This window comes from Lactobacillus corticis (genome assembly GCF_018327645.1).
GTDB lineage: Bacteria > Bacillota > Bacilli > Lactobacillales > Lactobacillaceae > Lactobacillus > Lactobacillus corticis.
Genome location: NZ_BMAY01000004.1, coordinates 91230 through 104996 on the forward strand (window position 1 = coordinate 91230; position 13767 = coordinate 104996).

The following is a 13767-nucleotide window of genomic DNA, read 5'->3' on the forward strand; positions in this document are numbered from 1 at the left end:
TCCTATCTTAGTCGGTCAACGACTTCTTCCAGGTGCATCCCGTGAGACCCCTTCAATACCACGATATCGTCTGGACGGATGTCATTCTTCAAATCGTCAACCATGTGATCCTTGTGGTCGATGTCATAATAATGCAAGTGCTCTGGCTTGTAGACCGACTTCAAGGCTTCATACAAATTCTTCATTTCGTCCCCGTATAGGTAGACTTCATTAATAACAAAGGGATCTAGGGCATCTTTTAACCCCGCATGCAGCTCGCTGCTCTTGTCTCCCAATTCCAACATATCGCCTAAAACTGCAATGCGACGCCCATCTTCCGGAACTTCAATTTGACCAAAGCTGGTTAAAACGGCTCTAACAGCAGTCGGGTTGGAGTTATAAACGTCGCTCATAATATCTTCGCCAACGTCGCCTTTTTCCCATTCCATCCGGTTAGCCGTTGGGGTAAAGTTGGCCAAAGAAGTCGCAATCTCCTCATCGCTTTCGCCAAAGTGACGTCCAACTGAGATCGCCGCCATGGCATTTGAAATATTGTGCTTGCCAATCATCGGAATTGAAAATTGCTGATCGGAATCATTAACTTTAAAGGTGGCATGATGCTTATAGCTTCTAAAGCTGACCGCATAAACGCTGTCGCTCTTGTTAAAACCAAACGTGGATTTAGCTTGATCGAGCTTTTTAGCCCGTTGGGCCAAAAGCGGTTCATCGCCATTATAAATAAACTCGCCATCTTCGCGCAGAAAATCAGTTATTTCCATCTTGGCATCCGCAATCTTATCACGCGTGCCGAAAAATTCGATGTGGGCTTCACCAATCATGGTAATTACTGCCACATCTGGGTGAGTTAATTCTGATAAGTGATGCAATTGACCAGGCCGGTCCATCCCCATTTCCAAAACAATAATTTCGGTCGAAGGTTTCATTTCCAAGATGGTCATTGGAACCCCAATTTCATTATTAAAATTGGCCTGGGTCTTGTAAACGTTGAAGCGTTTAGCCAAAACTGCCGCTACCATATCCTTGGTAGTTGTCTTGCCGTTTGAACCGGTGATGCCAACGACTGTTGGATTGACCTTGCGCAAATAGTAGTGCGCCAGGGTCTGCATGGCAGTGAGCGGGTCAGCTACTTCTAAAACAGCTATGCCTTCAGGTTTGCCTGGGTGGCCAGTCTGCCACAAAGTTGCCTTAGCACCATTATTAATTGCGCTTTGGATAAAATCATGTCCATCCCGTTCACCAGTTAAAGGGACAAATAAGCCCCCATCGGTCATTTTGCGTGAGTCAAAACCTACTGAGGTAATAACAGTTTGATCATCGCCTTCACAAGCGGTTCCTAAAGCTTTGGCAATTTCTGCCAGTTCCATCTTCATGTATTTCGCTCCTAAAAATCGATTTAATACAGCAACAATTATACGTTCTTTTCCGGATTATGCCAAACTCAGTCCTTCATCAAAAAAGCAGCCCCTAATGGGACTGCTTTCCACCAGATCGATGAGATTACTTCTTTGATGACAAGCCGTACTTCTTGTTGAAGCGTTCGATACGACCATCGGCTGCAGCGAACTTTTGCTTACCAGTGTAGAATGGGTGAGAATCTGATGATACTTCAACCCGTACCAATGGGTAAGTTTCGCCTTCGTAATCAACAGTTTCGTCTGACGTTAAAGTTGAGCCTGCCAAGAACTTAGCACCAGTTGCTGAGTCCATGAAGACAACTTTTTGATAGTCTGGGTGAATACCTTGTTTCATTATTTCTTGTCTCCTTTGCCATAACCATTTTTCAGGTCATAGATTAATCGATTAACTCTGCTATTCTACCATCTAAAGCAACTTAATGCAAGACAATTCCGGCAAAGGCTTCATAAGGTCTAAGCACTACTCTACCAGCCTTTTGCGGTGCTGCTTCATAATTTTGAATTAGCATTTGGCCTAAATCATCTGGCATCGTAAAGGCAGCTTCGCTTTCACCCATGTTGGCAACTACTAACCACTTTTCATCGCCTAAAATTCGATAATATGCCAAAACCTGGTCGCTGGCTGGCACTTCTTCAAAGTCGCCATCAACCACAATTGGATTTTCATGGCGGAGTTTGATCAGTTTTTGATAAGTGTAAAAAATCGAATCGGGATCAGCCAAGGCCGCTTCTGCATTGATTTCATGGTAATTAGGGTTAACTGCCAGCCATGGCTTGCCCTCAGTAAAACCGGCATTAGGCGTATTGTTCCATTGCATCGGCCGGCGAGCGTTATCGCGACCCTTAACATTAATCGCATGAATTAAATCTTCAGCCTTGTCGCCTTGGGCTAAACGCTCGTGGTACATATTGATGCTTTCAACATCATTAAGTTCAGCAATTGATTTAACTGGGTAATTCGTCATCCCCAGCTCCTCGCCGTTGAAGATGTAAGGCGTACCGTGCATCAAATGCAAGGCAATCGCAAACATTTTGGCACTTGCTACCCGGTATTTGGTATCGTTGCCCCAACGTGAAATTACTCGCGGAATGTCGTGATTTTCCCAGAAAAGACTGTTCCAAGCATGGTCAAAATCAATCTCGGTCTGCCATTTAATTAAAACCTGCTTTAATTCGCCTAGGTCTAGTGGCTTCAGGTCCCACTTGCTTTTACCAGGCTGCTGGTCCAAACTTTGATTTTCAAACTGGAAGACCATCGATAATTCGTGACGCGCCGGATCAGAATATTCTTCGGCAATTTTCGGCGTAGCGCCCCAAGTTTCGCCGACCGTCATTAAATCTTTATCGCCAAAAGTTGCGCGATTCATTTCCTGCAGGTAAGGGTGCAGCATTGGACCATTAGCAGTAATTTCCTTGTCCGGATCCTTGCCAATCAGTTCGATTACATCCATGCGGAAGCCGCCAATTCCCTTGTCGATCCAGTAGTTCATCATGTCATAGACTTCCTGGCGAACATGGGGATTGGTCCAATTCAAATCCGGCTGTTGCGGCGCAAACAAGTGCAAGTAATATTGGCCGCTTGCTTCATCATACTTCCAAGCCGAACCGGAAAAAGCAGATTTCAAGTCGTTTGGTTGGTCGCGCCAAATGTAGTAGTCCCGATAAGGGTTGTCTTGGCTCTTGCGAGCTTCCACAAACCATTCATGTTGATCAGAGGTGTGATTTACCACTAGATCCATGACGATCTTGATTTTGCGTTTAGCAGCTTCTTTAATCAACTCATCCATATCCGCCATCGTCCCAAATTGCGGGTTGATGGCGCGATAGTCGCTAATATCATAGCCATTGTCCACGCCCGGCGACTGGTAAACCGGAGATAGCCAAATAGCATCAATGCCTAGTTTAGCTAAGTAGTCTAAACGACTGATGATTCCTTGCAAGTCACCAATTCCGTCACCATTAGAATCTTGAAACGACTTAGGATAAATCTGATATACTACGGCTTTTTTCCACCAAGGTGTCATTTGTTGCCTCCATCTAAAATCAAGTCTTGTTTTCTCAATGCTCTTCTTATATTATCAAGATGATGTAACCGTTTTACAAGGGATGGTTAATTTGTTAACGATACCAGAAAGGACTTAAGGATGGCACTACCCTTTAAAGCTGTCGCTGTTGATGTTGACGGCACTTTTGTCAACGATGATAAGAAATACGACCACGAATGGTTCGAGCGCATTTTAGACCGGCTGGATCAAGAAAATATTCATTTCATTATCGCCAGTGGCCGACCCTATGAACGATTGCGGGGAGATTTTCGCGATTTTGCCGATCGCATTGACTTTGTCGCCAATAACGGTGCCATGATTGTAAACCATGGCGAAGCTAGCATTATCAAAGAATTTCCTCGCCCCGTGGTGTTAAACCTAATCTATCAAATCAGTTTAAAGTACCCGAAAGCTAAACGTTCCATTGTAGTCAGCGGCGTCAAGCATTCATATATCTTAAAAGAGATGCCCCCGGCAATGAAAGAAATTATCTACTATTTCTACCCGCGGACGCTGGAACTGGACGATTTTACGCAATTGCCCGATGATACTTACATCAAACTGACATTAAGTTTCAAAAATTCGATTCGTCAGCAGCTTGAAAAAGAGTTTAACGCAACCACTTCATATCAAATTCATGCAACGACCAGTGGTTGGGAAGATATTGACATTACCCGCCAAGGCGTAAATAAAGCGGCGGCCTTAGCACAGCTATTGCAGCAATTCGATGCCGGTTTGCCAGATTTAATCGCTTTTGGCGATGGCAATAATGACCTGGAAATGCTGCGGGCTGCCGGAATTTCTTACGCCATGGAAAATGGGCAGGAAATCGTCAAGCAAACGGCCAAATTTATTGCTCCAAGCAATAACGACAATGGCGTCTTTAAGACGCTAGAAGCTTATTTAGATGGCAAAAAGGACGCTTAAAGCGTCCTTTTTGTTTCAGAGTTTTATTTGTCCGGTCATAATGCCAACTAGATATAAGTAAACGCAAATAATCACTAAGTAGAAAATAAACCACTTCATGACCGCTTTCAGGATTTCTCCCTCTTTGCCTTCTTGCCCAATCGCGGCCGTGGCCACAGCAATTGACTGCGGTGAAATCATTTTACCGGCGGTAGCCCCGACCATGTTGGTGCCAACAATCCAGTTAACGCTATCGCCTAAGCCTTTAGCAGCTGATAGTTGCAGGTTGCCGAATAAGACGTTGGCAGAAGTGTCGGACCCCGTGACAAAAGTTCCAATTGCACCAATTAAAGGTGCAATTAATGGATAAACCGGCCCCATCATTTTTACAAAAGCGACGGCCAAGGCATTGGTCATGCCGGAGTAGCCCATAATTTTAGCTAAGGCCACAATTGAACACACCGTTATCGTGGTCTTCCCTAAACCTTTAATAGTGGTTCCTAGGATGCCAAAAATTTCTCCTAAACGCATCTTTTGAATCAAGCCACCCAAAATCGTAGCCACAATAATCAAGGTTCCTGGCGACGATAAATAGCTGAAGCTAAAGTTGCTGGCTCCTTTACCCGTATAAACCGGGAAGGAAACCTTGAAGCCATCTAAAGCCGTCTTCAACGGCTTAACTAACGGCGAAACTAAAATTACTAAGATAAATACTAAAATAAACGGAGAAGCTGCCCGCAAGACTTCACTAGCCGAGTGGTGCGGAATATCAGTTTGGGATTCCGCAGCATCCTTTTTACGCAGCTTAGCCATAATCACTGTAACTGCAATTGAACAAATCGAACCCACAATCGCCGGCAATTCCGCTCCAATAAAGCGGGCGACCACCACTTGTGGCAGGGCAAAAGCCAAACCTGACATTAAGGTTATCCAGAAAACGCCCTTAAGGGCTTTGAAGCCGCCACCGACAATTCCGACTAAGATGAAAGGAATAATCACAATTAGCGGCAGCAATTCATAAGTCACCACTGTTGACAGCGGGATAACGGCCAATTTGGTAACTTGAGCTAAGGTAATTACCGGCAAGCCGATTGCCCCAAAGGCCGTCGGCGTAGTATTGGCAATTAGACAGATGACTGAAGCAGCAATGGGATTGACGCCAAACGCAATCAAGATCCCCGCCGGAATTGCCACTGCCGTCCCAAAGCCGGCAATTGCTTCCAAAAAGCCGCCAAAGCCCCAGGCGATAATCAGTACTAAAATTCGGCGATCAGTCGTAATTGAACTTAGCAAATCCTGAATAACTTTTAACCCACCAGATTTTGAGGTTAGGTTATAAGTAAACAAGGCTGCCACAATTACGTAAATGATCGGGAACAAACCCATTAAAATTCCTTCGGCTGCCCCGCTGATCGTATCAAGCAGAGTTTGCTTGAAGAAGAGGATGGCAAGAATGCCGGTTAAAACCAGACCAATTACCGTTGCTCTAGTTGCGGGCATTTTAATGACACCCAGCGCAATGATCAGCCAGGCTATTGGTATCAGTGCAATAACAAAGTTGAGCCACATTTTTTCTCACTTCCCTTTCCAAAGTTCTGAACAATTCAACTATACTTGAAAGCGCTTTAAAAAGATAGTGGAAAGTTTTGGAAAACGTTGATCTTACGGCAATAGCTAGTGTTTGTTATTTCACAAGCGTTTAACTTCAATTGCTTTTAGCAGCTTTTAAAAGCTTAAGTTATCACTAATAGACCACTTGCTGAATTTTGCACTATTTTGGCTAAAAAATGGAAAAAATTTTTTATAAAAAAATAAAAGCAGCGGTTTAGTTGTCTAACCGTTGCCTTTTGTAGATAAAGCTTTTAGTTTAATTGCGTTTATTCAAATGGGTACTTCATCCCCCAATTAGTCCGAACGCTATTTAAAATGTGAGCCACATCCCGTGATACTGCCAATTCGCCATGGTCATGGCCTTCATCAATTGCCTTTTGGAAGTCGCTAATTTCATATTGCAAAGCTTCTTCGCTCTTACCAGCTGACAGGTGTTCATGCTTTTCCGTATGCGCATCAAGGGTGTAAGTGACGTCTGCTTCAGTTGCGCGCGGATAGGTATTGATTTCGACATAGCCCTTAGTTCCAGAAACTACGCCCCGCTTTGGCTGCTTAGCACGAAGCGACAGCGCCATCACGGCCATTTGCTCATGCGGCGTCTTCAAAATAATGCCGCTTTGTTCATCAACGCCAGTTTCAAAGAACTTGACACTGGTCAACACCGTGTTTGGCGTTTCAGACAAGAACATGCGCGCAAAAGCGGTAGCATAGCCGCCGATATCCAGCAAGGCACCACCAGCCAAGTCTTTGCTGAAGAAGCGGTTCTTAGGATCAAAATCCTTTAAACTGCCGAAGTTGACTTGCACCATGTGAATGTCGCCCAGCTTGCCTGACTTGATCAAGTCTTGCACCTTTTGATAAATCGGCATGTGGTAAAGGGTAAAGCCTTCCATCAAGATCAAGTTCTTGGCCTTAGCCAAACTTGCCACTTCATCAAATTGGGCCGCATTGACGGTGATGGCTTTTTCACACAATACGTGCTTGCCGGCATTTAGGGCATCCTTGATGTATTGATAGTGGAATGTGTGCGGAGTAGCAATGTAAATAACATCGACCTGGGGGTCATTTATCATTGCTTCAGGATCAGTATAAGTGTGCTTAACCCCCTTTTCTTGCGCAAATTTCGCTAAATCTGCCTCACTAGGGTTGGCGGCAGCATAAATTTCACCGTTCACTGCATTTAAAGCGTCGGCCATTTCATGTGCAATCCAACCAGTACCAATGATTCCCCAATTATATTTAGTCATGATTTACCTCTTTCGCAATTTCACCATTTTCAGTAATAATTCCAGTCACTTGTTGGTCAAAATAACTGGAGCTGACCACGCCGTTTAACTGCAGCAACTCTTTGTTCCAGTCTGCAATTTGATCCCAACTGTCAGCAAATAAATCCAAGAGCGAATTTCCCAGTTTAGTTTTATTGGATCTGATTGAAGTCCTCAAACCCAATTTTTCAGCCTGCTTAACCACATTAGCCACTGCCAAATCAGCTGCTTCCAACACCAGCGGGAAGTCTGGATTTAGTTTCGGCTGAACGCGCTCGGCCTTGGTTAACAAAATATATTGCCGGCTGCAATCAGCATAGCTTTTTTCAAAGAAATGAATGCCGCCCATGCTCTTCAAAGCGTGAAAAGCCAGATCGACACTATCGCAGCCATCAAAGGCCAGATCAATGCTGCTAGTCCCATCCCAGTCGACAAACGGGAGCTGCAACTTATGGCACAAAGTGCGCGTAGCTTCGCTTGGACTGACAATTTTGATCCCAGCGACCATGTTTTCGGCTAAAGCCTGGGCCAAGTTAGCCACATTGGACCCGCCGCCCAGACTGATCGTCATCCCTGGCTTGATTTTGGCCAAGGCCAAACGACTTACTGTGTTCATAATTCACCTGCTTGCTAAAACTTATTTTCAACTTACATCGTTATTATGAAATTTATTTTCTGAATTGTCAATATGGTGAAAAGCATTTTACTTAGCTTGAACCCTTATGGCTCTTAATGTTAGACTGAATTAAAAATAATTTTCAAAAAATATCAGCGATAAAAATAATTTTCAAAAAATGACAGAACAAACAAACATCATTGAACTAATTACCAGTCACTTGCAGGTGATGAGTGACACTGATAAAAAAATTGCCCACACCATCCTTAATGAACCAAGTCAAGCGGTTAATGCCACCATTTCGGAATTGGCAAAAGCCAGTCAAGTTAGCGACGCCTCAGTTTCCCGCTTTTGTAAAAATTTGGGTCTATCGGGCTTTCACCAGTTAAAAATTCTCTTGGCTCAAGCTCACAGCCAGCCCCAACTAAAGATGAGCGACGACATTCAGCAAAATCTGCAAACCATTGCTGCCAACAAACGAGCCGAAGTTGAAAATACCTTGGCTGATTTTGGGAGTGAAAAGGTCAAGCAGATTTTGACCATGATCAAATCTGCCCGAATCGTTATCTTCTGTGCCGAAGGCGATACCTTCCCCGTTGCTCGAGATGCAGCTTACAAGTTTAACCAGGCGGGAATTTTATCCATTGCCGGGGACGGCTGGGACATGTCAACCGGCCAACTGCTCAATATGACGGCTGATGACTTGTTAATCGTGATTTCAAATTCAGGTGAAGCAGTCAGCCTTTTGCAAGAAATAAAAGCAGCCCGCAAAGTTGGCATGCCTGTTATTGCCATCACCAATCGGATCGATTCGCCCATTGCTTTAAAGGCCGACTTGCATTTACAAACTGCTGTCCGCCAACAAATTTTCCAATCAGAATACTACTTTTCACGCGTAGCGGCCATGACTGCAATCGAGGCCCTCTTTTTACTGCTGCTAGCACAAGAGCCGCAACGGCTAGACCATATTAAGCAGCATGAAGACCTAATTTCCGATCAGAAAATTTAAGCATAAAAAAACCTCCCTGGGAAGGAGGTTTAGGGAAGATATAATCAACTACCACTGACTAAAGTCAGTGGCTTGTAGCTCACGAACCTAACGGTTCAGAAGTAGTAACGCACTGATGTGCTTCTTCTTATGTGGCTACATCATCGGGTGGTTGACCACACCCGTTTAACTAACAAGATTTACTCGTTAGTTGTTAATGTCTTAAAGCTAGGCTGACGGTTGCCGCTAATGTATTGGGTGCCAAGTAATTGGATATTCATGGCGCCAATACGATCATCATTGGAAGAATAACCACAACGATCACAAGTGTATAGGTGCTTTTGATGGTTACGATTTTGCTTCCAGATACGACCGCATTTAGGGCAACGTTGGCTAGTATATTTAGGAGAAACTTGTACGACTTCACTACCGTGCAAGTGAGCTTTATAGGTTAAAAATTGACCTAACTGATAAAAAGCCCAAGAGACTTGCTCATAGCGTTTAGTTTTAACAACATGTTCGGTAGCGAAGCGGACATTGACTAAGTTTTCCAGTGTAAAGAGAGTGTTAGAACCATAGCGATTAACGAGTGTCTTAGACAATTGATGATTAATATCAGTCATCCAGCGGTTCTCTCGTTGACCAATCTTCTTAAGACGGCGTTTAGCTGACTTAGTTCCTTTACTCTGTAATTGCTGACGAAGTTTCATAAATTTTCGACGCTTACGAACAATAGCTTGCCCATTAAAAAAATGAGTTTGACCTTGTTCATCATAGGTTGTTGCTAAGAAACGCAACCCTCGGTCAATACCAACTACGTGTTGGGATTGCTCTTTAATATAATCTGGCAATTCTTTGATTGCACTAATGTGCAAATACCACTTACCACCGATATTAAGCACTTTGGCAATTCCTAATTTCCAACTTCCATCAAGATACTGGTTAAACCCATGGCAAACAGGTTTAACCTCAATCCGACCCTTGACCGTGTTGAGCGATAAGTTGCCATTTTTCTTATAAGACCAATCACGATTGCGCTGTAAGTCTAATTGCGGACGCTTAAAGCTGATTGGATGCCAAAGCCAAGTTAAATCACGTTTAGCGGAATGCCAAATATCATTGCCATACTGATCCTTTTCACCAGTATTGTAGCGATAAGGCTTTTGACTAAGTTGAGTTTTGACTGTACGGTAACGGGCAACCACATTGCGAATAGCAGATTGAGCCATCTGAGCTTTCAATCCATATTCAGAGCGTATTGTATGGTAAAGGGCCTTATTTAGTTTAGTTTGGTTCATTTCAAAGCTGTGGTTAAACATATATCTTGAGACTTCATTGCAAGCTTGTCGATACTGTTCCATAGACTTTGCAAGAGCTAACTCAGCGGATTGATTATCCAGTTTAATCTTGCATTTAATTGTAACTGTTTGCTCCATAATATAGGTTCACCTCACTTTCTTCACAACATAAGTATACCGTAATTTAATGTGAAAATATTACACAAAGGAGAATTAGGCAAAAAAGAAAGCGCCTTACGGTGCTTGAGTGGGGCTTTCCTCCCGTCACTAAAGTAACGGGAGGAAAGCCTAACAATTATCAATGAAGACCTAATTTCCGATCAGAAAATTTAAGCATAAAAAAACCTCCCTGGGAAGGAGGTTTAGGGAAGATATTAATGAAGAAGAAAAAATTTTGCTCATCCGAAGGAATTAATTGATAACCAAGTGTGTTTGTGTGTTTGTGTGTGTATTGGAGGTCTTGGCTTTCCGGGGTGAACCTGATGGCTGTTCTTTGATCGCTAAGCTATTAACTTTGCGCTCAGTCAACTTTGGTGTGTGGCTAGTTGACTTGTTGCCAGCAAAACCGATTTTATTGTTTAGTGTGATTGCCCCTGCAGCTAGTAGGAGAATGCCAGCTAAGCAGAGGACAATATAACCAATTTTGCGCTTCATCAGGTCTATGCCCTTTCTATCAAGAAGTTCATTCCTTCGAGTGATTGATTATATAGTACTCAGAGAGTGTGATGATTTTGTGACGATAACTAAGTAAAAATGTGAAGCTTCTTCAAAGAAAAAATGATTTTTAAAAAGCAGCTTGGACAACTTATTGTTAATGGAAAATCGTGAACAGTTTTAACCACCCAGAACAAAAGGAGGGATCCTCATCAATCGGATTCCTCCTTTAACATTTTTACTTTAGCGCTTTGCAATGACCGGCTGCCATCTCAAAAGTCTCATCTGCAATTTTTTCAATTAATGCTCGTTCATGGCTGGATATTAGAATGGTTTTCCCCTGGTCACGCAAGTCCTTCATCAGCTTAATAAACCGGTCAACTGATTTATCATCCAAACCATTAGTCGGTTCATCCAAAATCAAGAGCTCTTGACCCTCCATGAAAGATTGGATAATCGCTAGCTGCTGTCGCATCCCTAATGAATATTGTTTGACCTTCAGATTTCTTTTTTGGTCCAATCCAAAAACTTTCATTGCTGCAAGTATATCTTCATCACTAGCCAAGTGATTCAGCGAAGCCAAATATTTTAAATTCTCCCAACCTGTCGATGATGCCATAAAGTGCGGAGTTTCGATTATGGTTCCAGTATTAACTGGTAATTTTTGATTCAGCTTTACTTTTTGTCCTGCAATCGAAATTGTACCGCTGGTTTTGATAAATCCAAGAATGGCTCGAAAAAGCATGGTTTTACCAGAACCGTTTTCACCAACAAAGCCATAGATTTTTCCTTGTACTAAACTAAGGTTCACATCCTCTAAAACTGGTATTTGTTTAATAGTTTTAGATACGTGTTGTAATTCAAGGTAACTCATTTTCCTCGCCCCGTTTCTTCTACAAATTCATTCAGCCAAATAAATACCACACTTAGGATTTTCAGGCCAGTAACTTGACGCCAAATTACCATTTCACTAAGTCGAGTAATGATGAAAAGGTTTGTTTTTAGAAAAAGACAAGACAAACCTAAAATAATTCCTAAAACGTAACTTGTCGCTTCATTACTGCAAATGCTAATAATTATTAGCAAAATGGTCAGACTTGACAAGCTCAGCAATATACGTAACCAAGCAGTGACAATAAAACTGAGATCTGTTTGCTGGCTAACGATCACCATAATAGCAATATAGATTGCTGAATAAATGGAGCTGGCAATTACAACTGTAAATAGAGTTAGCCGGCTGACTAATTTTCGATTAGGTAAGCGCACCAAAAAAATTGGTTGTGTTTGAAGATTTAGCTCCTGTAAACTTGGAAGCCACCAGCACATAGCCAGCACATAAAATAATATCCAACTTAAATTTTGAAAAATAATATTGGTATCCAAACTGTAAAATGTTTCAAAGGTATTGTTTGCTGGTGAAAAAATTGGATTAATTGCAAAACTAATAATTAGTAAAAGGAACAATCCTCCACTCCACCAATTTAGTTTGAAACTACTTTTTATCAGTTGGCTAATCATAGTATCTCTTCCCTCTCATGAACCTGGAGCTGGATTAGCCAACTCAAGATAATACTGCCGCAGGCTATTAAAACATATGAAGCCAATGCTGGATAGTTTTTGGTCAAAAAATACGCAGTACCGGTTAGTTTTAATATTGTAGGTCGAAGAAACAAGCTTTGGGACCCGATCCAGAAACCAATGCCACACACTCCGGATAAGGGTAAAAAACTCCGCTTACCTAAAAACAACTGAATCATTTCTATCACTACTACAAAAATCAGAGCATTTAACCATAACATTAGCCAGACAAGCACAAATAAGATTAAACTTGACCCGATTTTATGCATCAATAAGAATATTGCCCCTATCAATACAGCAATGAACGACATGGAACCAGCAATGGTAAAATCCCAAAGTGCCCTTGCTAATACCCAGTTCTGTCTTTGGTGCAGCCTGACATATTCTAATTCGGTTGGATGAATCGGAAAAAAATTGACTGCAATCGCTGTAAAGAGCTGTATTTCAAATAAACAAAAATTGGGTTCGGCCAATTGAGCTAAGCTCCCACTCTTCAAATCGTCTAAAACAAATAAAATCAACACGAAACTGCTTAGCAAGGTAATTGACATTAACAGCTTTCGCCACTTTAGCTTTAATTCAGCTTTAATTAAGTAAGTCATGCTGACCCCATCTCCTGAAAAAGAAAAATAATCCTAAGACGAAAATCAGAGCGTACCCAATGATCCATCCAAGTAAATTAGGATAATCATTACTGAAAGTTGGAGTTAAAATACTTACTACAGAAATTCCTTCATTTCCAGTAATATCTCGCAAAAGCAACAAAACAAAACAAAAGATAAATGGGACCAGGGCTTCCAAACCATATTTCAAGTTAAAAGCTGATGCAGCTAATGCAATTAGGCCAAAAAAGCCAGCAAACACAAACAAGATTCCTAAGCATAGCAACCAAAACAGAATTGGATTGCTCAGAAAAAGATGATAGCCCCAACCTACTTTACTAATTGGGGTCAATTCATAGTTTGCGGGTAAGGGGTTAGTAGAATACTTAGTAAAAAAGTATATTCCCTCTATGATCAGCGGAATAACAGCTACCATCCCCGCCACCAAAAAAGAACTTATAACAACAGATCTTAAATAACGGGAAAAAGAAGACTTACTGGCAATGATCTCCAGCATATTATCTTGCTTGTCTTCCTTATACGTGCTGCCTGCTACCAAACCACACATTAGGGGCACAATCAAGTAATATAACCGGCTGCCGAGTCCTGAATAATCAAATCCAGTTAAATGAACATAAGCGGAATTAATAAAATTTGCATTACTATTAGAAATTGTTTTCGCTTGAATGACAACCACACCAATCCCAATTGCTTCAGCAAGCCAAAATTGCCATCTTTTCAGCAAACGAAAAATTTGCGTTGATATCATTTTTCTTCTCCTCTTTTTTT

14 protein-coding genes are annotated in these 13767 nt (G+C 42.1%); 2 read left to right on the top strand and 12 right to left on the bottom strand.

What is annotated here, in order from left to right:
• Positions 1-2 precede the first annotated feature (2 nt).
• From KI210_RS03625 to KI210_RS03635, 3 genes are all read right to left on the bottom strand, one after another.
• Complete coding sequence (locus tag KI210_RS03625; protein ID WP_212780532.1) at positions 3-1370, bottom strand: UDP-N-acetylmuramoyl-tripeptide--D-alanyl-D-alanine ligase; 1368 nt, start codon at positions 1368-1370, stop codon at positions 3-5.
• 127 nt (positions 1371-1497) lie between these two features.
• Positions 1498-1749 carry a type B 50S ribosomal protein L31 gene (locus tag KI210_RS03630; protein ID WP_212780533.1) on the bottom strand — a complete coding sequence of 84 codons (252 nt, stop codon included), beginning with the start codon at positions 1747-1749 and terminating at the stop codon, positions 1498-1500.
• 82 nt (positions 1750-1831) lie between these two features.
• Complete coding sequence (locus KI210_RS03635) at positions 1832-3439, bottom strand: glycoside hydrolase family 13 protein (protein ID WP_212780534.1); 1608 nt, start codon at positions 3437-3439, stop codon at positions 1832-1834.
• A 120-nt stretch (positions 3440-3559) separates the two neighbouring features.
• On the opposite strand from KI210_RS03635, the gene KI210_RS03640 reads away from it, so the two are divergent.
• Positions 3560-4387, top strand: coding sequence for a Cof-type HAD-IIB family hydrolase (locus tag KI210_RS03640; protein ID WP_212780535.1), 828 nt, complete (start codon positions 3560-3562; stop codon positions 4385-4387).
• Between the two features lie 15 nt (positions 4388-4402).
• On the opposite strand, the gene KI210_RS03645 is transcribed toward KI210_RS03640, so the two are convergent.
• The 3 genes from KI210_RS03645 to KI210_RS03655 all read right to left on the bottom strand — a co-directional run bounded on the left by KI210_RS03645 (position 4403) and on the right by KI210_RS03655 (position 7858).
• Complete coding sequence (locus tag KI210_RS03645; RefSeq protein WP_212780536.1) at positions 4403-5935, bottom strand: L-lactate permease; 1533 nt, start codon at positions 5933-5935, stop codon at positions 4403-4405.
• 308 nt (positions 5936-6243) lie between these two features.
• The gene (locus tag KI210_RS03650) at positions 6244-7224 is read right to left on the bottom strand and encodes a Gfo/Idh/MocA family protein (RefSeq protein ID WP_212780537.1); all 981 of its coding nucleotides are present in this window, start codon (positions 7222-7224) and stop codon (positions 6244-6246) included.
• Entirely contained in the window at positions 7217-7858 is a 642-nt protein-coding gene (locus KI210_RS03655; RefSeq protein ID WP_212780538.1) for a ribose-5-phosphate isomerase A, read from the bottom strand. Before KI210_RS03655 ends, KI210_RS03650 begins: the two co-directional genes overlap by 8 nt.
• 178 nt (positions 7859-8036) lie before the next feature.
• Here KI210_RS03655 and KI210_RS03660 point away from each other — a divergent pair, with 178 nt between their 5' ends.
• Positions 8037-8867, top strand: coding sequence for a MurR/RpiR family transcriptional regulator (locus KI210_RS03660; protein ID WP_212780539.1), 831 nt, complete (start codon positions 8037-8039; stop codon positions 8865-8867).
• A 179-nt stretch (positions 8868-9046) separates the two neighbouring features.
• Here the strand turns inward: KI210_RS03660 and KI210_RS03665 are convergent, their stop codons facing one another.
• From KI210_RS03665 to KI210_RS03690, 6 genes are all read right to left on the bottom strand, one after another.
• A complete protein-coding gene (locus KI210_RS03665; RefSeq protein WP_212780540.1) occupies positions 9047-10282 on the bottom strand; it encodes an RNA-guided endonuclease TnpB family protein in 1236 nt (411 codons plus the stop codon).
• A 273-nt stretch (positions 10283-10555) separates the two neighbouring features.
• Positions 10556-10798 (bottom strand): hypothetical protein, encoded by a 243-nt coding sequence (locus KI210_RS03670; protein WP_212780541.1) that lies wholly within the window; start codon positions 10796-10798, stop codon positions 10556-10558.
• A 238-nt stretch (positions 10799-11036) separates the two neighbouring features.
• Positions 11037-11672: an ABC transporter ATP-binding protein gene (locus KI210_RS03675; protein WP_212780542.1), complete on the bottom strand. Its 636-nt coding sequence runs from the start codon at positions 11670-11672 to the stop codon at positions 11037-11039.
• A complete protein-coding gene (locus KI210_RS03680; protein WP_212780543.1) occupies positions 11669-12316 on the bottom strand; it encodes a hypothetical protein in 648 nt (215 codons plus the stop codon). Before KI210_RS03680 ends, KI210_RS03675 begins: the two co-directional genes overlap by 4 nt.
• Positions 12313-12978: a hypothetical protein gene (locus tag KI210_RS03685; protein ID WP_212780544.1), complete on the bottom strand. Its 666-nt coding sequence runs from the start codon at positions 12976-12978 to the stop codon at positions 12313-12315. Before KI210_RS03685 ends, KI210_RS03680 begins: the two co-directional genes overlap by 4 nt.
• A complete protein-coding gene (locus KI210_RS03690) occupies positions 12962-13747 on the bottom strand; it encodes a hypothetical protein (RefSeq protein WP_212780545.1) in 786 nt (261 codons plus the stop codon). The genes KI210_RS03685 and KI210_RS03690 overlap by 17 nt, the downstream gene beginning before the upstream one ends.
• Between the last annotated feature and the right edge of the window lie 20 nt (positions 13748-13767).